The organism is Pseudonocardia sp. GCM10023141 (genome assembly GCF_042653605.1).
The window spans coordinates 53,802-70,855 of sequence record NZ_JBHSIR010000030.1 but is presented as its reverse complement, the minus strand read 5'-3'; the positions used below and the strand labels follow the sequence as shown (position 1 = coordinate 70,855).

The following is a 17,054-nucleotide window of genomic DNA, read 5'->3' as shown; positions in this document are numbered from 1 at the left end:
GCGCACGGCCGGATCAGGCAGGGACGACGAGGATGAGCACGGCCCAGGCGATGACGGCCGTGGGCAGCAGCGAGTCCATCCGGTCCATCAGGCCGCCGTGCCCCGGCAGCAGCGTGCCCATGTCCTTGATCCCGATGTCGCGCTTGATCATGGACTCGACGAGGTCACCGAGCGTTGCACAGATCACGAGCAGCGCTCCGGTGAGGATGCCGGCCCACCACTGTCCGTGCAGCAGGAACGTGACGCAGAGCGCCCCCGCCACCATGCCGGCCACCAGCGAGCCGCCGAAGCCCTCCCAGGACTTCTTGGGGCTGATCGTGGGCGCCATCGGGTGTCGCCCGGCGATGACGCCCGCGGTGTAACCGCCGACGTCGGACGCGACGACGCAGATCATGAACGTGAGCACGCGCCCCATGCCGTCGGGCGCCGCGACCAGCAACGTGGCGAACGAGCAGAACAGCGGCACGTACGTGGCCGTGAACATGCCGGCGGTGACGTCACGGACGAAGTGGTCGGCGCCGGACCGCATTCGCCACAGGAGCACGGCGAGCGCCGTGGCCGCGAACGAGACGGCGAGCCCGGCCAGGCCGAACGGCCACGCGAGCCACACCATGGCCTGGCCGCCGACCAGCAGTACCGGCAGCGGCACCGCGATGCCGGCGCCGCGGCGCAACGCGCCGGCCAGCTCCCAGGTGCCGAACGCGGTGGAGAGCGAGAGCACGCCGATGAACGCGTGCCGTTCGAACAGCAGCGACGCCAGTATGACCACGCCGAGCCCGAGGCCGACGGAGATGGCCGCGACCAGGTCGCGGCCGGCACGCGACGCGCGGGGAGCAGGCGCTCCCGACGGGGGCTCGGCCATGCCTGCGGGAATCTCGGACGCTGTCACCGGTCAGACTTCGAGGAGCTCGGTTTCCTTGTGCTTCACCAGATCGTCGATCTGGTGGACGTACCGGTCGGTGGCGGCCTGCAGTTCCTTCTCCGCGCGCCCGACCTCGTCCTCACCCGCGTCGCCGTCCTTCACGATGCGGTGCAGCTCGTCCATGGCCTTGCGGCGGACGCTGCGGATCGTGACCCGCGCGTCCTCTCCCTTGGCGCGGGCGACCTTGACCATCTCCCGGCGGCGCTCCTCGGAGAGCTGCGGGATGATGCACCGGATGATCTGGCCGTCGTTGCTCGGGTTGAGCCCGAGGTCCGACTCGCGGATCGCCTTCTCCAGCGCCCGCATCGACCCGGCGTCGTAGGGCTTGATGACGACCATGCGCGCCTCGGGGATGGTGATGGAGGCGAGCTGGTTGATCGGCGTGAAGGCGCCGTAGTACTCCACCATGACGCGGGCGAACATGTTGGGAGTGGCCCGGCCGGTGCGGACGCTCGCGAGATCGTCCTTGGCCACCGAGACGGCCTTCTCCATCTTCTCCTCGGCGTCGAAGAGCGTCTCGTCGATCACGACTCGTCCCTGCTTTCCTGCCCGGGTGTGCTGACCAGCGTGCCGATCCTCTCACCCCGCACCGCGCGGGCGATGTTGCCCTCGATCAGCAGGTTGAACACGATGATCGGCATCTTGTTGTCCATGCAGAGGCTGAACGCGGTGGCATCGGCCACCTTCAGCCCCTGTTCCAGGACCTCGCGGTGGGTGATCTCGTCGTACAGCTTCGCGTCGGGGTCGAGCTTCGGGTCGGCGGTGAACACGCCGTCCACGCTCTTCGCCAGCAACAGGGCCTCGGCGCCGATCTCCAGCGCCCGCTGGGCACCGGCGGTGTCGGTGGAGAAGTAGGGCATGCCCACCCCGGCGCCGAAGATCACGACGCGGCCCTTCTCCAAGTGCCGGATGGCGCGCCGCGGGATGTAGGCCTCCGCGACCTGGCCCATGGTGATGGCGGTCTGCACGCGGGTGTCGATGTGGTGCTCGCGCTCCAGGAAGTCCTGCAGCGCCAGGCAGTTCATCACCGTGCCCAGCATGCCGATGTAGTCGGCACGGGCGCGGTCCATGCCGCGCTGCTGCAGCTCCGAGCCGCGGAAGAAGTTGCCGCCGCCGATCACCACCGCGACCTGGGCCCCGGTGGAGACGACCTCGGCGATCTGGCGGGCAACGGTTTCGACGACCCCGGGGTCGACCCCGACGGCACCGCCGCCGAACATCTCGCCGCCGAGTTTGAGCAACACGCGGCGAAAGCCTGGGCGGGTGCCGTCGAGGCCGATCCGTGGGTCCGTCATCACGTCCCGTCAGAGGTTGGTACGGGTGGAGTGCGGTCGAGCAGTCCGATCAGGACTGGCCGACCTCGAAGCGCGCGAACTCCTTGACGGTGACGCCGGCCTCGTCGAGCAGGGCCTTGACCGTCTTCTTGGAGTCGTGCACCGAGCTCTGGTCGAGCAGGACGACGTCCTTGTAGAAGCCGTTGATGCGACCCTCGATGATGCGCGGCAGCGCCTGCTCGGGCTTGCCCTCCTCGCGGGCGGTGGCCTCGGCGATGCGGCGCTCGTTCTCGAGCAGGTCGCCGGGGACGTCGGCGCGCGAGGTGTACTGCGGCCGCGCGGCGGCGATGTGCATCGCCACGCCCTTGGCCGTGTCACCGTCGGAGCCCTCGTACGCGACGAGCGCGCCGATGGCGGGCGGCAGGTCGGACGCGCGGCGGTGCAGGTAGAGCGCAACCGGGCCGTCGACGTGGATGTAGCGCTTGAGCTCGAGCTTCTCGCCGATGCGGGCCGAGAGCGCCAGCACGGCGTCCTCGACGGTGCCGTCGTCGAGCTTGGTGGCCTTGAGCGCCTCGAGGTCGGCGGGCATCTCGGCCACGGCGACCTGCAGGACCCTCTCGGCCAGAGCCTGGAAGTCGGCGCTCTTGGCGACGAAGTCGGTCTCGCAGTTGATCTGGACCATCGTGCCGCCCTCGGCGACGACGAGCCCGTTGGCGGCGTCGCGGCCGGCGCGCTTGCCGACGTCCTTGGCGCCCTTGATGCGCAGCAGCTCGACGGCCTTGTCGAGGTCGCCCTCGGACTCCTCGAGCGCCTTCTTGCAGTCCATCATCCCGGAACCGGTCAGGTCCCGGATCTTCTTGACGTCGGCGGCGGTGTAGTTCGCCATGGTGCTGCCTCTTCGTCCTTGTCCGTGTGCGGGCGCGTTGGTGTGGGTGCGAGCGAGCGCCGTGCGGGGCCGGGTCTCCCCGGCCCCGCACGGCAGCAGATCAGCTCGCGGTGGAAGCGGTGCCGTTGCTCGTGGTGGCGGGGACCGCGGGGGTCTCCACTGCCGCAGCGTCGGCGACCGGGGCGTCGGCTGCTGCCGGTGCGGCGGTGACAGCCGCTGCGTCGGGCAGGCTCGCGCCGTCGGAACCGGCACCGGTCGGGAGCAGCTCGCGCTCCCACTCGGCCAGCGGCTCGTCGGCACCGGTCTCGGGCTGTGCGTCGCCCGACTTGGCGCCACCGTTGCGCTCCGAGCGGGCCATGAGACCGTCGGCGGCGGCACGCGCGATCACCTTGGTGAGCAGCGCGGCGGAGCGGATCGCGTCGTCGTTGCCCGGGATCGGGAAGTCGACCTCGTCGGGGTCGCAGTTGGTGTCGAGGATCGACACGACCGGGATGCCCAGCTTGCGAGCCTCGCCGACGGCGATGTGCTCCTTCTTGGTGTCGACGATCCACACGGCGCTCGGGATCTTCGCCATGTCGCGGATGCCGCCGAGGGTCTTCTCGAGCTTCGTCTTCTCGCGCGTGAGCATGAGGATCTCCTTCTTGGTGCGACCCTCGAAGCCCCCCGTCTGCTCCATCGACTCCAGTTCCTTCATGCGCTGGAGGCGCTTGTGCACGGTCTGGAAGTTGGTGAGCATGCCGCCCAGCCAGCGCTGGTTGACGTACGGCATGTTGACGCGGCTCGCCTCGTCGGCAATGGCCTCCTGCGCCTGCTTCTTGGTGCCGACGAACATGATCGTGCCGCCGTGCGCGACGGTCTCGCGCACGAACTCGTAGGCACGGTCGATGTACGACAGCGTCTGCTGCAGGTCGATGATGTAGATGCCGTTGCGCTCGGTGAGGATGTAGCGCTTCATCTTCGGGTTCCAGCGGCGGGTCTGGTGCCCGAAGTGCACACCAGAGTCCAGCAGCTGCTTCATGGTGACGACGGCCATAGCCGGCATCCACCTCTCGTTCGGGCGCGACCGGCTGGCGGTCACGCGCGCGGTTGTCGCGGTGCGCCGGTCGGCGGCACCACCCTGGCGTCGCAGCGGCATCCGGACCCGCGATGAGGACTGCGGGACCGCCCGGACGCCGTCCCCACGGAAGTGGGATACGCGAGCGCGCGAAGTCACCCCGACAGGTGTCAGGGTGCGTGTCGAGTGTACGCCGGGCTCCCTGCCGACCTCACGCCGCGTCCCGAGTTGTCCACATCGCCGACCGGCCATCCACAGGTCGGGCATCCGTCCCCCGTGGCAGTGGCGGACGGGCCACGCTGGGTGGCGTGCCCATTGTCACCCGCATCCCCGGCTCGCTCGCGGTGGCGCTGCTGGTGCTCGGCACCGTTGCGGTGCCGGTTCCGGTTGCCGCCGCGGTCACCGCCGAGCCGCCGGCCGTGCCCGGAGCCGGCGTGCCCGCGCCCGGCGCCCGCTACGCGTGGCCGCTGCACCCTCCCCCGACGGTGGTCACGCCGTTCCTCCCGCCGGAACAGCCCTACGGGCCGGGGCACCGCGGCGTCGACCTGGCCGCGCCACCCGGTGCCGCGGTGCTCGCCGCCCGCGGCGGCACGGTGGTCTTCGCCGGCGAGCTCGCCGGCCGCGGCGTCGTGTCCGTGCAGCACGACGACGGGTTGCGCACCACCTACGAACCGGTCACCGCGGCCGTCATGGCCGGGACCGTCGTCGAGGTCGGCACGGTGCTCGGCACGCTGGCAGCAGGCCACCCCGGATGTCCCGCGCCCGCCTGCCTGCACTGGGGCGTGCGCCGCGACCGCACGGAGTACCTGGATCCGCTGGTGCTGCTGCGCCCGCCCCTGATCCGGCTGCTACCGGTGCCCGACCCGTGGCCCGACGGTGATCCCTGAGCTGCGCTGGACGTCCGCATCAACTCCGGGCGCCCCGGCCCTCCCCGAGCTTCACCACCACAACACCCGCCAGTATCAGGAGGCCGCCCACGATCTGCACGGCCCGCGGGGCCTCCCCCAGCAGCAACCAGGCGAAGACCAGCGCAGCGAGCACCTCCAGCAGCGCCACGAACGACGCCAGCCGGGAGCCGAGCCTGCGGGTGGCCGCGATGCCCGTCACGTAGGCCAGTGCCGCGGTCACCACACCGAGCGCGACCACCGGCAGCCACCACGCCACGGCGGCACCCCCGAACTCCACCGGGGCCGTGGACACGGAGAACGCGACGACGCCGAACAGCCCGAGCACCAGCAGAGCGACGCCACCGAGCAGCAGGCCGCCCGCAGCGAGCACCGTGGCCGGCAGCCCGTTGTCCTCCCGGGAGGACAGCACGAAGTAGAACGCCACGCCCGCCATCGCCGCCAGCGCCCAGAGGATGCCCACCACGCTGACGTCCGCGCCGGAGAGCAGGTCGAGCACGAGCACGAGGCCTCCCGCAGCGAGCACCCCGCCGGCCAGCGTCAACCAGCCGGGACGCTGGCCGTGGCGCAGCCAGAGCCACAGCACCACGGCGATCGGCGCCGTGTACTCGATCAGCAGCGCCACGCCCACCTGCATGTGCGCCACGGCGTTGAAGTACGAGAACTGGCATCCGGCCACGGCGATGAGGCCGTACACCGTGATCAGCCCCGCATTGCGGCGCAGCAACGACCAGCGGCCGCGCAGCTGCAGCACCGCCACCGGTGCGAGCACCACGGCGGCGAGCAGGATCCGGGCCGCCACGGCGGCCGCCGATGACCAGCCGGCGTCCATCAGCCCCTTGGCGAGCGGACCGGAGAGGCCGAACGACGCCGCCGACGCCACCGCGAAGCCGAGCCCCGCCGTGAGACGACCGTTCGCACCGGCCGATCGCCCTGTACTCGACGTCATTGCGTCATGAGCAACAGTGGCCATGGGTCATGACGCTATGCGGCGCCGCGTAAGGTGTCAACGTGGTCTTCACCCATGACACCAACGCCGCACTGATGGCCGCGGCTGCGCTCGTCAACTCGGCGGCGGAGCCGGACACGCTGACGTCGCTCGCCGAGCTGGACGCGTTCTTCGTCGAGTACGAGTACACGGGATCGCGCAGCCACGACGCCGCCGAGCTGGACGCGGTCCGGGCACTGCGCGAGCCGCTGCGCGAGCTGTTGCGCAGCGATCGCGACGAGGCCGTCCGCATCGTCAACCGGACACTCGCCGAGCGCAACGCGCTCCCCCAGCTCGTGAGCCACGACGGGTGGGACTACCACCTGCACGCCACCGGCCCCGAGACGCCGTTCGCCGACCGGATCGCGGTGGAGACGGCCATGGCGATGATCGACGTCATCCGCGCCGACGAGCTGAGCCGCCTCGCGGTCTGCGCCGACGACACGTGCAACGGGATCGTCGTGGACCTGTCGCGCAACCGCTCCCGGCGCTTCTGCAGCACGGCCTGTGGCAACCGGGTGGCCGCGGCCGCCTACCGCGCGCGCAAGGGATGACTGTGCAGATCGAACAGCCCCGTCAGCCTGCCGCGAGCTCCTCGAGCCGGCCCCGCAGCCTGCCGACGAGCCGCGAGTGCAGCTGGCAGACCCGCGACTCGGTGACACCGAGCAGCCTGCCGATCTCGGCGAGCGTCCGGTTCTCCACGTAGTAGAGGTGGATCACCGTGCGGTCGCGCTCTCCCAGCTGACCCACGGCCAGGTTGAGCTGCCGCATGGTCTCCCTGGCCTGGACCACGGTCATCGGGTCGGGTGCGCCGCCGTCGGCGAGCAGTTCCGACACCCCGCCGCTGGCCTCGTCGAGCGCTTCGACGCTGACCGGGTGCTGCGCCTGCTGGGCGAGTCCGCGCAGGTCACGCATCGGCAGACCCATCTCGGCGGCCAGCTCGCGGTCGGTGGCGGCGCGGTGCAGGCTGCCCTCGAGTCGTTCCTGCGCGCGTTCCAGCTCGCGCATCCGGCCTCGTACGGTCCTGGGTACCCAGTCCTGCGCTCGCAGCTCGTCGAGGATGGCGCCGCGGATCCGCTGGGCGGCGTAGGTCTCGAAGCGCGGGCAGCGCAGCGGATCGAAGCGCTCGACGGCGTCGAGCAGCCCGAAGATGCCCGACTGGGCGAGGTCGGACTGGTCGACGTAGGACGGCAGGCTCGCGGCGAGTCGCCCCGCCACGGCGTGTACGAGCGGCGTGTAGTGGATGACGAGGTGGTCGCGGGCGGCGCGACCTCGCTCCTCGAAGTAGCTCTCCCACAGCGCGTCGGCGGGCGACGGTGCGGCCGGGGCGAGGGCGACGGCGGCTGAGACGACCGCTCCCGTGAACGCTCTGAGCTGCGCAGCCTCGACGAGGACGGAGTCACGCCCTGGGGTGCGCCTGCTCATGAACCACCTTCAGCCGCTCGACCGTTACATGTGTGTAGAGCTGAGTGGTTGCTAGCTTAGCGTGACCGAGCAACTCCTGTACGTAACGGAGGTCTGCGCCGCCCTCCAACATGTGCGTTGCTGCGGCGTGGCGGAGCCCGTGCGGTCCCGTGTCGGGCGCGCCGGGCACCGCGGCGACGGCATCGTGCACCACGGTGCGCGCGATGCGGGGGTCGAGCCGCCCCCCGCGAGCGCCCAGGAACAGGGCAGGCGGCGACCCGGCGCGGACGAACGCCGGTCGCCCGGTCTCGAGCCAGCGCTGCAGCGCGGCGGCCGCAGGCGTGCCGAAGACGACCGTGCGCTCCCGATCCCCCTTGCCGACGACCCGCAGCGACAGCCTGCCCGCGTCGATGTCGTCGAGGTCGAGCCCGCACAGCTCGGCCACCCGCACCCCGGTGGCGTAGAGCATCTCGAGGATCAGCAGATCGCGCAGCGCCTGCGGATCCTCCTGCGCGGCGCCCGACCCGGCCGCGTCGAGCACGGCAGCGGCCTGGTCGACGGCGAGCACCGCCGGCAATGCCGGCCGCGGCCGGGGTGACGCGAGGCGGGCACCGGGATCGGTGGCGAGCAGCCCGGTGCGCCGGGCCCATGCCGTGAACGTGCGGGCGGCAGCGGCGCGGCGGGCGAGCGTCGCCCGACCCACACCCGCCGCGTGTCCCGCGGCAAGCCAGCGGCGCAGGACGGGAAGGTCGAGCGTGGCCAGGTCGGGCACGCCGGCCAGCAGGCCGGCCAGGTCACCCCGGTAGGCGCGCACGGTGTGAGGCGACCGCCCGCGCTCCAGCTCGAGGTGGCGGACGAAGCCGTCGAGTGCCGCGGCGACAGCAGGGGCGATCTCGGCAGGCGGGTGCACGCCGTCGACGGTCCGGGCCCGGCCGGGACGGGTCAACCCGCCACGCCGCCGCGAGGACGGCAGAGCGCCGGCCGACCCAGCGCCTACCCTCCCGCCCCACCGCGCCAACGCAGTAGCCACCGCGCCAACGCCCCGACATCGGCGCGGTGGCCAACCGGTTGGCGCGGTCGGCCCTGCCTGGCTGGCGGGCAGGGCGCTCACCTCCCACCGCGCCAACCTCCTGGCCACCGCGCCAACGTCCCGACATCGGCGCGGTGGCCAATTCGTTGGCGCGGTGGAGCCGGGTGGCGTCATCGTGGGGTGTCGGGGTCCGGGTCGGGGCGGCGCCATTGCCCCGCGCAGTGCTCGACCAGCCCGCGGCGCTCCAGCTGGACGAGTGCGGTGCGGGCGGCGCCGATCGGGACGCCCGCCTCCAGCGCGAGCCAGCGGACCTCGCGCGGCGCCCGGCTGGGGAGGGCGTCGTGGACGAGCGTGGCGACGTCGTCGAGGCCGTCGGTGGGGCGGACATCCGTGAGTTCTGGCTCCGGCGCCAGGTGCTCCCCGATGCGACCGCCGGCCTCCAGCACCTCCTCGGTGCGGGTGACCAGCAGCGCGCCCTCCTGGATCAGCCGGTGGCAGCCCGCCGACATCCCGGATGTGACCGGGCCCGGCACCGCGAGCACCGGGCGGCCCAGCGCGCGAGCATCGGCCGCGGTACGTTGCGCCCCGCTGCGCAGCGCGGCCTCCACCACCAGCACCGCCCCGGAGAGTGCAGCGATCAAGCGGTTGCGCACGAGGAAGCGGTGGCGACCGGGAACGCAGCCGGGTGGGTACTCGCTGATGACGAGCCCGGTGGCCGCGATCCGGCCCAGCAGGACCTCGTGGGCGACCGGGTACGCCCGATCCACGCCGCACGCGAGCACGGCCACGGTGGCGCCGCCGACGACCAGCGCCCCGCGGTGTGCCGCACCGTCGATGCCGATGGCCGCACCGGAGATCACCGTGAAGCCCGCCTGCGCCACCCCGGCCGAGATGTCGCCCGCGACGTGGGCGCCGTAGTCGGTGGCGGCGCGCGCCCCTACCACCCCGAGTGCCTGGTCGCAGAGCTGCTCCAGCCGGCCGGGCCCCCGGACCCACAGCGCCACCGGCGGCGCGAGCGCCGCAACCCCGGACGTGGTGCACGCAAGCAGTGCCCAGTGCGGCCATTCCGGGTGCTCGGGAGTGAGCAGGCGGGCACCGGCCGCCGCACCCGCCGCCAGATCGGCGGCCGCCCGGTCGACGGTGCGCCGCGACGCCGTCTCCCGGGACACCGCCTCGCTGACCGCGCCCACCCGGATCCGCTCGGCCGCCTCGACCGCACCCGTGGCCTCGACGAACCGGGCGAGCGCGGGAGCGGGCGGCTCCGCCACGCGCGACAGGTAGGCCCTGGCCAGCAGTACCTCGTGGGCGACGGTGGCCGCGGTGTCGGCCATCAGGCCGCCCTCCGGTCGCGGAAGTCGAGCGCCGCCTCCACGAGCTCCCGATCCGGGCGCTCCCTCCCGACGAGATCGGCGAGCGTCCAGGCGACGCGCAGGGCCCGATCGGCACCGCGCGCGGTCAGGTCACCGGTGCGCAGGCGCGCGTCGAGCGGCCGCACGGCCTGCGGTGGCAGCGCGAAGCGGGAACGCAGGACCGGGCCGGGCACCTCCCCGTTGGTGCGCCACGGCTGGCCGGCCCAGCGCTCGGCGGCCGCCGCGCGGGCCGCCTGCACCCGGGCCCGCACCGTGGCCGTGCTCTCCTCGTTGCCCGCGGCCATGGCGAGGGCGGTGACGGGGAACATCTGCGCGCGCAGGTCGACGCGGTCGAGCAATGGGCCCGACAGCCTCCCGAAGTACCGGCGCCGCGCCACCGAGGAGCAGCTGCAGTCGCGATCGTGGGCCGGTGCGCACGGGCACGGGTTGGCCGCCAGTATCAGCTGGAACCGTGCCGGGTAGCAGACCGTGCCCTCGGTGCGAGCCAACCGCACCTCACCCTCCTCCAGCGGCGTGCGCAACGAATCGAGCAGCTGCGGGCGGAACTCCGGCGCCTCGTCGAGGAACAGGACCCCGCGGTGGGCGAGCGAGACCGCCCCCGGACGCGCGATGCCACTGCCCCCACCGATCAGGGCCGCCATCGAGCTGGAGTGGTGCGGCGCCACGAGCGGCGGGACGGTGGACAGCGCCCCGGTGGCCGGCAACCGGCCGGCCACCGACCGCACCGCGGCCAGCGCGAGCGCATCGTCGCTGCGCAACGGCGGCAGCAGCCCGACGAACCGCTGCGCGAGCATCGTCTTGCCGGTGCCGGGCGGGCCGACCATCAGCAGGTGGTGACCGCCGGCGGCCGCGATCTCGCAGGCCTGCCGGGCCGCGGGCTGACCCACGACATCGGCCATGTCGGGCGGTTCGAGCGGCACGGCCTCGCTGACCGGGCCCGGCCTGCGCAGGACGCACTCACCGCGCATCCAGTCGAGCACCTCACCGAGGGTGGCCGCGCCGTGGACCTCCAGCCCGTCGATCAGCGCCGCCTCCGGCAGCGCCGACTCCGGGACGACGGCGCGGCGCATGCCCGCCTCCCGGGCGGCGAGCAGCCTGGGCAGGATGCCCGGGACCGCCCGCAGCCTGCCGTCGAGTGCCAGCTCGCCGAGCAGCACCGTGCCGGCCAGCTCCGCCCGCTCCAGCGCATCGCCCGCACCGAGCACCGCGCAGGCCAGCGCCACGTCGAAGGCGCTGCCGGTCTTGCGCAGGGTGGCCGGTGAGAGGGCGAGCACGATGCGCTCGTTGGGCCACACGCGACCCGAGTTGACGACGGCGGCCCGCACGCGGTCCTTGGACTCGTGCAGCGCCGCATCGGGCAGGCCCACGAGGTGGAACCCGGGAAGGCCGCCACCGATGTCGGCCTCGATCTCGACCATGTGGCCGCTGACGCCCTGCAGGGCCACCGACCAGGTGCACGCCAGCCCCATCAGAACGCCGCCTCGTAGTGGCGGACCGCGACCGACCGATCGGGCTGCACGACCACGGCCAGCACATCGAACCGGACCTCGCACCAGCGCACCCGGTAGGTGGCCAGCCAGACCTGCGTGATCCGCCGGATCCGCGCGGCCTTGCGCCCGTCGACGGCCTCGGCCGGCACCCCGTAACGGGTGCTGGAGCGCGTCTTGACCTCACAGACCACCAGCCGGTGGGCATCCGTGGCGACGACGTCGAGCTCGCCCTCCCGACATCGCCAGTTGCGCGACAGGATCACCAGCCCGCGCTGCTCGAGGTAGCGCACGGCGAGCTCCTCGCCCTGCCGACCGAGCTCGTCCTTCGCTGCCATGCCGTCCACGATCGCGTGTTGCGGGTGGTCGCCGTGGGCGAATCGCGAAACTGTGGATGGCCGAGCGCGATGGGGACAACCCGGCGCTGCCGGGGCCGGGATGTCGGCGGGCCGGTGTAGGGCCTCGCCCGGGTGGAAGCTACGAGCCGAACTGGTTGCCCTCCGGCAGCCGCAGGTCGGGCTTGTCGAGCTCCTCGACGTTGACGTCCTTGAACGTGAGCACGCGCACGTTCTTGACGAACCGCGCCGGGCGGTACATGTCCCACACCCAGGCGTCGGACATCCGGACCTCGAAATAGATCTCCCCGTCGGAGTTGCGCGCGGCAACGTCCACGGAGTTGGCGAGGTAGAAGCGGCGCTCGGTCTCCACGACGTAGGAGAACTGGGACACGATGTCCCGGTACTCCTTGTAGAGCGTGAGCTCCATCTCGGTCTCGTACTTCTCGAGATCCTCGGCGCTCACTGTGACGATCCTCCTCCGACTTCCGCGTCGGCCGACCCGACCGGAAGCAACCCATTGTGGACCAGACCGGCCGGGAGCTCGACAGCGGATCGCACGGCGGCCCGCACGTTCACGAAAGAGTAACGGTGAACGGGGCTCGGCCCGTGCTCCGTCATGGCCGCGTCGTGCACGGGCGTGCAGTAGCCCTTGTGCTCGGCGAACCCGTACTGCGGGAACTCCGCATCGAGCTCGACCATGATCCGGTCCCTGGTCACCTTCGCCAGCACCGACGCCGCGGCCACGCAGGCCGCGACCATGTCACCCTTGGGCACCGCGAGCGCCGGCAGGCCGAAGCCGCGCACCGGGAACCCGTCGGTGAGGACGTAGCCGGGTGGTTCCGCGAGCCGGGCGACGGCCCGGCGCATGCCTTCGATGTTGGCGATGTGCACGCCGCGGCGGTCCACCTCGTGCGGCGGGATGACGATCACCGCATGATCCAGCGCCCGCCGCATGATCAGCGCGTAGAACTCCTCGCGGGCGGCGGGTGAGAGCAGCTTCGAGTCGGTGAGGCCGTCGAGCCGCTTGGCGTCACCCGGTCGCAGCACGCAGGACGCGACGACGAGCGGTCCGGCGCACGCACCGCGCCCGGCCTCGTCCACGCCGGCCACCGGGCCCAGGCCGTAGCGCAGGAGCGTGGCCTGCAGCGTCCAGTTGCCCCCGGATCGGCGCACGATGGCCCGCTCCGGGCGCATCTCCGGCGGCAGCAGGACACGTGGCCGCTTGCGGCGGCGACGCGCAGGTGTGGGACGTGAGGGCATCGGCGAGCGGTCAGCGGTTCTTGCGGAGGGAACTGGTGGGCAGCGGCAGGAACTCCGAGAGCTCCGCATCGCGCTTCTGCAGCCGCCGCCTGCCGAACGCGAACGGCAGCGTGCCGAGCAGGCCCAGCGCGAGCGGCGCGCTGGAACCACCGGGCAGGCCGGCCCCCGCGGGCGCCATCCCGACGGCCGTGGAGTGCGGGTCGACCGCGGAGATCCAGCCGAACCGGGCGAACGGCAGCACGATGAGCCGGGCCTTGCCGATCACGTTGGTGACCGGGACCGGGCCGTGGTTGGGCGCGCGGGAGTCGGCGGAGTTGTTGCGGGAGTCGCCCATCATCCACAGCTGCCCCGGCGGCACCGTGATGGGACCGAAGACGTCCTGCTTGGTGCCCGTGCCGGGGAGGAAGTAGACGTAGGGCTCGTTGAGCGGCTGACCATCGACGAGCAGGCGGCCACGACTGTCGCAACACTGCACCGTCTGGCCGGCCACCGCGATGACCCGCTTGACGAAGTCCTTCTCGTCGGGCGGGGCGAGACCGACGAGCGAGCCGAGCTGCTGCAGGCCGCGTACCAGCAGGTTGCTGGGCTGCTGCACCGTGATCTCGCTGTTCCAGCTGTCGGGGCCGCGGAAGACGACGACATCGCCCGGTGCCGGGTCGGTGAACCGGAAGCTGATCTTGTCGACGAGCACGCGGTCGTTGTTGCAGCCGTCGCAGCCGTGCAGCGTGGTCTCCATCGAACCCGACGGGATCACGTAGACCTTGGCGACGAAGGTCTGGATGAGGAACGTCAGCAACAACGCCACCACGATCAGCAGCGGCAGTTCCTTCCAGAACGACGGCCGACGCCTGCGGCCGCCCCCGCGGGACTTGCGACCGCCTGCCTGCTCGCTGTACTCCGCCGCCGGGCGGCCCTGCGGCGACGCTCCGGCGCGGCGACGGTGCCTGCCGGGCGGCTCGGCTCCGGCGTCGGTGTCGCCCTCGGCGCCCTCGATGCTGATGACCTCGTGGGCCACCGTCGGCGAGTCGTCGGCGATGCCGGGGATCGAACGTCGTGGGGGGAGCGGCGGGGATCCGGCGGGCGCGCGGCCGCCCTGCGGTGCGCGCTCGTCGGGGCGGCGCGGGGCGTGGCGCCCGGTGCCGTTCACTCCGCGTGACGCACCGCCGTCGGTGGCGCCGTCGACGCGACGCCTGCTGCCGGTGCCGTTGAGGCCGTGAGCACCGGTGGAACTGCCGGTGCCGTTCACCCGCTCAGGGCTCACCCGGTCGGGGCCGGCGCGCTCGGGACGCCGTACGGCACCCGAATCGTCGACGGCGGGCCCGCGCGGCGGGGCGCCCGAAGGGCCCCTGCCGTCGACGACACGCCCGTCGGGGCGGCGGACGGCGCCGGAATCGGTGGCGTCGCGCAGCCGGCGGCGACCGCCGGTGCCCTCGATGTCGCCACCGTTGACCGGAGCGGCCGCCCGGTGCGCCGCACCGGTGCCGCTGACACCGGATCCGTTCGCCCCGGGAGGGCGCTGGCCTGCGGCGCGCGGATCCCCGGTACGGGGATCGCCGGTACGGGGATCGCCGCCGCGGGGGTCTGCTGCGCGGTACGAGCCCGTTCCCGGATCTGCACCCCGCACGTCGGGGCCCCTCATGTCCGGGCTGCGCACCTCGCGCGACTGCGGTGCCGCGCCGTTGCCGGTGGCCCCGTGAACGGGGCCACGGCCCCCGGTGCCGTCGACGGCACCGTGCTGGCCACCGTTGTGACGGCCTTGGCCGTTGCGGTACCCGTTGTCGGGTTCGCGCTGGTCAGGGCGGTCGAGCCAGGGCGTGGTGGGCAGTCTCCCGCCCGGCAGTGATCCTGCTTGCAGACCCTGCGGATCCACGGTCCCGCCCGGACGTCCGGCGGTCGCAGAATCGACCGGTCCGTACCGTCGAGGCTGGGCCCGCCGGTCATCGGGGAGCTCGGGTAGGGCCACGCCCACGAGGCTACGTCAACCGCGCCGTCGCGGTCAGGACGCCGACGGGGTCTCGCGCTTCTCCTTGATCTTCGCAGCCTTGCCGCGGAGATCACGGAGGTAGTACAGCTTCGCCCGGCGGACGTCACCGCGAGTGAAGACCTCGAGCTTGTCGATGTTCGGGGAGTGCACCGGGAAGGTGCGCTCGACGCCGACACCGAACGACACCTTGCGGACCGTGAAGGTCTCGCGGGCGCCGGCACCGTGGCGGCGGATGACAACGCCCTGGAACACCTGGACACGGGAGCGCGAGCCCTCGATGACCTTCACGTGCACCTTGAGCGTGTCGCCCGGCCGGAAGGCCGGGATGTCGGCGCGCAGCATCTGCGCGTCCAGGGCGTCCAGGGTGTTCATCGCGAAGATCCGTCCTCGGTCCGTGATAGCGGTCGTGCGGGAGCGCCGCTCTCGCTGATGAGGGTGGCGGCGCTGGGCCTGCCCGACGAGGTGCGTCGGGCGCATGAGCTCTTGTCCATGATGCCAGACGGGTTCCCCGGTCGTGAAATCACCCGTCCCCGGAGCCTTCCAGGGCGTCCAGGAAGGCCCGATCCTTCCGGTCGAGCGCCTCGGCGGAGAGCCCGGCGAGCAGCTCCGGGCGCCGAGCGGCGGTCCGTTCGAGCGCCCGGTCGCGCCGCCAGCGGGCGATCGCGGCGTGGTTGCCGCTGCGCAGGACGTCCGGGACCGCCAGCCCGCGCCAGGACACCGGCCGCGTGTACGCGGGGCCCTCGAGCAGGCCGTCGGAGAAGGAGTCCTGCAGCGCCGACTCCGGGTTGCCCAGCACGCCGGGGAGCAGCCGGACGACGGCCTCCACCATCACGAGCACCGCGGCCTCGCCGCCGACGAGCACGTAGTCGCCGATGCTGACCTCGTCCACCGGCATCCGGGTGGCGGCGTCGTCGACGACGCGCTGGTCGATGCCCTCGTAGCGCCCGCACGCGAAGACCAGGCGCGACTCCCCCGCCCACTCCTGCGCCGTGGCCTGCGTGAACGGCCTGCCCGCCGGGGTCGGGACGACGAGCCGGGCCGGCGCCGCGTCGGCGGCCAGCACCGCGTCGAGCGCCTCGCCCCACACCTGCGGTCGCATCACCATCCCCGGCCCACCCCCGTACGGGGCGTCGTCGACGGCCTGGTGCACGTCGTGGGTCCAGTCCCGCAGGTCGTGCACCGCGACGTCCACGAGCCCCGTCTCGATGGCCCGGCCGAGCAGCGCCTCGCGCAGCGGGGCCAGGTAGGCCGGGAAGATGGTGACAACGTCGATCCGCACCGCACGGATCCTCGCAGAAGCCCCCTGTCACCCCGCCTGGCGGCCGCGCACGAGCTCCTCCACGACGTGGCGGGTCTGGTCGAGGCCCATCCCCAGCTCGACGAGCACGACCTGCGAGGCGCCCGCCGCCGGGTGCAGCAGTCCGAGCAGCAGGTGCTCGCTGCCGATGGAGCGGTGCTTGAGCAGCACCGCCTCGCGCAGCGACAGCTCCAGCACCTTCTTCGCGGTCCGGTCCACCGGGACGTGGCCCTTGGACCGGGGTGCCGGACCCAGTGCGGCACGGGTGCGGTCGAGCGCACCCGGTCCGAAGTTGATCTCGACATGGCGGCGCACCTCGTCGAGGTCGATGCCCAGCGTCGCGAGCGCATCGGCATCCGACGGTCGCGGTGCCGCCCCGCGGACGCGGTCGATCTCGGCCAGCACCGCGGCCCTCGTCACACCCGCGGCCGACAGCGCAGCGAGCGCGAGGTTCTCGGGGACGCGGAACAGCGCCACCAGCAGGTGCTCGCTGCGGACGGCGCTCGTACCCCGCTCCCGAGCCTCGTCCTGTGCGGCGACGACCACGTGCCGAGCCGCTTCGGTGAATCGTTCGAACATCTCCGCATCCCCTCTCAGAACCCGAACCGGCGGTACTTCTTGTGCACGGCCTGCCGGCTCACCCGCAACGCTTCGGCGATCTGCTGCCAGGACCAGCCCTGAGCGCGCGCGTTGGTGACCTGCAGTTCCTCGAGCGACTCCAGCAGTCCCCGCAGGGACAGCACGGCCGCCAGACCGACGGCCGGGTCCCTGCTGGACGCCGCCGCCGCAACCTGTGTCGCATCCGTCATGCTGTCAACGTAGGTTGACACCACGCGGTTGTCAACCTGAGTTGAC

General features: G+C 72.6%; 21 protein-coding genes. 3 read left to right on the top strand and 18 right to left on the bottom strand.

The genetic code is table 11. From position 1 onward, the window contains the following. Window positions 1-13 precede the first annotated feature (13 nt). The 5 genes from ACFPFQ_RS18130 to rpsB all read right to left on the bottom strand — a co-directional run bounded on the left by ACFPFQ_RS18130 (window position 14) and on the right by rpsB (window position 4,115). A complete protein-coding gene (locus ACFPFQ_RS18130; protein ID WP_379620252.1) occupies window positions 14-862 on the bottom strand; it encodes a phosphatidate cytidylyltransferase in 849 nt (282 codons plus the stop codon). Between the two features lie 30 nt (window positions 863-892). Then, window positions 893-1,450, bottom strand: coding sequence for a ribosome recycling factor (gene frr, locus ACFPFQ_RS18125; RefSeq protein ID WP_379620251.1), 558 nt, complete (start codon window positions 1,448-1,450; stop codon window positions 893-895). Continuing rightward, window positions 1,447-2,217, bottom strand: coding sequence for a UMP kinase (gene pyrH / locus ACFPFQ_RS18120; RefSeq protein ID WP_379620249.1), 771 nt, complete (start codon window positions 2,215-2,217; stop codon window positions 1,447-1,449). Before pyrH ends, frr begins: the two co-directional genes overlap by 4 nt. A 49-nt stretch (window positions 2,218-2,266) precedes the next feature. Then, window positions 2,267-3,082: a translation elongation factor Ts gene (gene tsf / locus ACFPFQ_RS18115; protein WP_379620247.1), complete on the bottom strand. Its 816-nt coding sequence runs from the start codon at window positions 3,080-3,082 to the stop codon at window positions 2,267-2,269. 100 nt (window positions 3,083-3,182) lie between these two features. Beyond that, the gene (rpsB, locus tag ACFPFQ_RS18110) at window positions 3,183-4,115 is read right to left on the bottom strand and encodes a 30S ribosomal protein S2 (protein ID WP_379620737.1); all 933 of its coding nucleotides are present in this window, start codon (window positions 4,113-4,115) and stop codon (window positions 3,183-3,185) included. A gap of 329 nt (window positions 4,116-4,444) precedes the next feature. On the opposite strand from rpsB, the gene ACFPFQ_RS18105 reads away from it, so the two are divergent. Beyond that, window positions 4,445-5,023: a murein hydrolase activator EnvC family protein gene (locus tag ACFPFQ_RS18105; protein ID WP_417715032.1), complete on the top strand. Its 579-nt coding sequence runs from the start codon at window positions 4,445-4,447 to the stop codon at window positions 5,021-5,023. 19 nt (window positions 5,024-5,042) lie between these two features. On the opposite strand, the gene ACFPFQ_RS18100 is transcribed toward ACFPFQ_RS18105, so the two are convergent. Further along, window positions 5,043-5,990 carry an EamA family transporter gene (locus ACFPFQ_RS18100; RefSeq protein WP_379620245.1) on the bottom strand — a complete coding sequence of 316 codons (948 nt, stop codon included), beginning with the start codon at window positions 5,988-5,990 and terminating at the stop codon, window positions 5,043-5,045. A 62-nt stretch (window positions 5,991-6,052) separates the two neighbouring features. Between ACFPFQ_RS18100 and ACFPFQ_RS18095 the strand changes: the two genes are divergently transcribed. Further along, a complete protein-coding gene (locus ACFPFQ_RS18095) occupies window positions 6,053-6,583 on the top strand; it encodes a CGNR zinc finger domain-containing protein (RefSeq protein WP_379620243.1) in 531 nt (176 codons plus the stop codon). Between the two features lie 22 nt (window positions 6,584-6,605). Here ACFPFQ_RS18095 and ACFPFQ_RS18090 read toward each other — a convergent pair whose 3' ends face one another. The 8 genes from ACFPFQ_RS18090 to lepB form a co-directional block, all read right to left on the bottom strand. Then, window positions 6,606-7,454 (bottom strand): FliA/WhiG family RNA polymerase sigma factor, encoded by an 849-nt coding sequence (locus ACFPFQ_RS18090; RefSeq protein ID WP_379620241.1) that lies wholly within the window; start codon window positions 7,452-7,454, stop codon window positions 6,606-6,608. Beyond that, window positions 7,429-8,379 (bottom strand): tyrosine recombinase XerC, encoded by a 951-nt coding sequence (locus tag ACFPFQ_RS18085; protein ID WP_379620239.1) that lies wholly within the window; start codon window positions 8,377-8,379, stop codon window positions 7,429-7,431. Before ACFPFQ_RS18085 ends, ACFPFQ_RS18090 begins: the two co-directional genes overlap by 26 nt. A 254-nt stretch (window positions 8,380-8,633) precedes the next feature. Further along, window positions 8,634-9,794 carry a DNA-processing protein DprA gene (dprA, locus tag ACFPFQ_RS18080; protein ID WP_379620237.1) on the bottom strand — a complete coding sequence of 387 codons (1,161 nt, stop codon included), beginning with the start codon at window positions 9,792-9,794 and terminating at the stop codon, window positions 8,634-8,636. Further along, window positions 9,794-11,302, bottom strand: a complete 1,509-nt coding sequence (locus tag ACFPFQ_RS18075) for a YifB family Mg chelatase-like AAA ATPase (RefSeq protein WP_379620235.1) — start codon at window positions 11,300-11,302, stop codon at window positions 9,794-9,796. Before ACFPFQ_RS18075 ends, dprA begins: the two co-directional genes overlap by 1 nt. Further along, window positions 11,302-11,658 (bottom strand): YraN family protein, encoded by a 357-nt coding sequence (locus ACFPFQ_RS18070; protein ID WP_379620233.1) that lies wholly within the window; start codon window positions 11,656-11,658, stop codon window positions 11,302-11,304. Before ACFPFQ_RS18070 ends, ACFPFQ_RS18075 begins: the two co-directional genes overlap by 1 nt. Before the next feature lie 139 nt (window positions 11,659-11,797). Beyond that, window positions 11,798-12,121: a DUF2469 domain-containing protein gene (locus tag ACFPFQ_RS18065; RefSeq protein ID WP_379620231.1), complete on the bottom strand. Its 324-nt coding sequence runs from the start codon at window positions 12,119-12,121 to the stop codon at window positions 11,798-11,800. Then, complete coding sequence (locus ACFPFQ_RS18060; RefSeq protein WP_379620733.1) at window positions 12,118-12,852, bottom strand: ribonuclease HII; 735 nt, start codon at window positions 12,850-12,852, stop codon at window positions 12,118-12,120. The genes ACFPFQ_RS18065 and ACFPFQ_RS18060 overlap by 4 nt, the downstream gene beginning before the upstream one ends. A 76-nt stretch (window positions 12,853-12,928) precedes the next feature. After that, window positions 12,929-13,918, bottom strand: a complete 990-nt coding sequence (gene lepB, locus ACFPFQ_RS18055; protein WP_379620731.1) for a signal peptidase I — start codon at window positions 13,916-13,918, stop codon at window positions 12,929-12,931. 693 nt (window positions 13,919-14,611) lie between these two features. Here lepB and ACFPFQ_RS18050 point away from each other — a divergent pair. Continuing rightward, the gene (locus tag ACFPFQ_RS18050; RefSeq protein ID WP_379620229.1) at window positions 14,612-14,761 is read left to right on the top strand and encodes a hypothetical protein; all 150 of its coding nucleotides are present in this window, start codon (window positions 14,612-14,614) and stop codon (window positions 14,759-14,761) included. 153 nt (window positions 14,762-14,914) lie between these two features. Here the strand turns inward: ACFPFQ_RS18050 and rplS are convergent, their stop codons facing one another. The 4 genes from rplS to ACFPFQ_RS18030 all read right to left on the bottom strand — a co-directional run bounded on the left by rplS (window position 14,915) and on the right by ACFPFQ_RS18030 (window position 17,008). Beyond that, window positions 14,915-15,274: a 50S ribosomal protein L19 gene (gene rplS, locus ACFPFQ_RS18045; RefSeq protein WP_379620227.1), complete on the bottom strand. Its 360-nt coding sequence runs from the start codon at window positions 15,272-15,274 to the stop codon at window positions 14,915-14,917. Between the two features lie 148 nt (window positions 15,275-15,422). Beyond that, a complete protein-coding gene (gene trmD / locus ACFPFQ_RS18040) occupies window positions 15,423-16,181 on the bottom strand; it encodes a tRNA (guanosine(37)-N1)-methyltransferase TrmD (RefSeq protein ID WP_379620225.1) in 759 nt (252 codons plus the stop codon). Between the two features lie 27 nt (window positions 16,182-16,208). Beyond that, complete coding sequence (locus ACFPFQ_RS18035) at window positions 16,209-16,778, bottom strand: Clp protease N-terminal domain-containing protein (protein ID WP_379620223.1); 570 nt, start codon at window positions 16,776-16,778, stop codon at window positions 16,209-16,211. Between the two features lie 14 nt (window positions 16,779-16,792). After that, complete coding sequence (locus tag ACFPFQ_RS18030) at window positions 16,793-17,008, bottom strand: helix-turn-helix domain-containing protein (protein WP_379620221.1); 216 nt, start codon at window positions 17,006-17,008, stop codon at window positions 16,793-16,795. Between the last annotated feature and the right edge of the window lie 46 nt (window positions 17,009-17,054).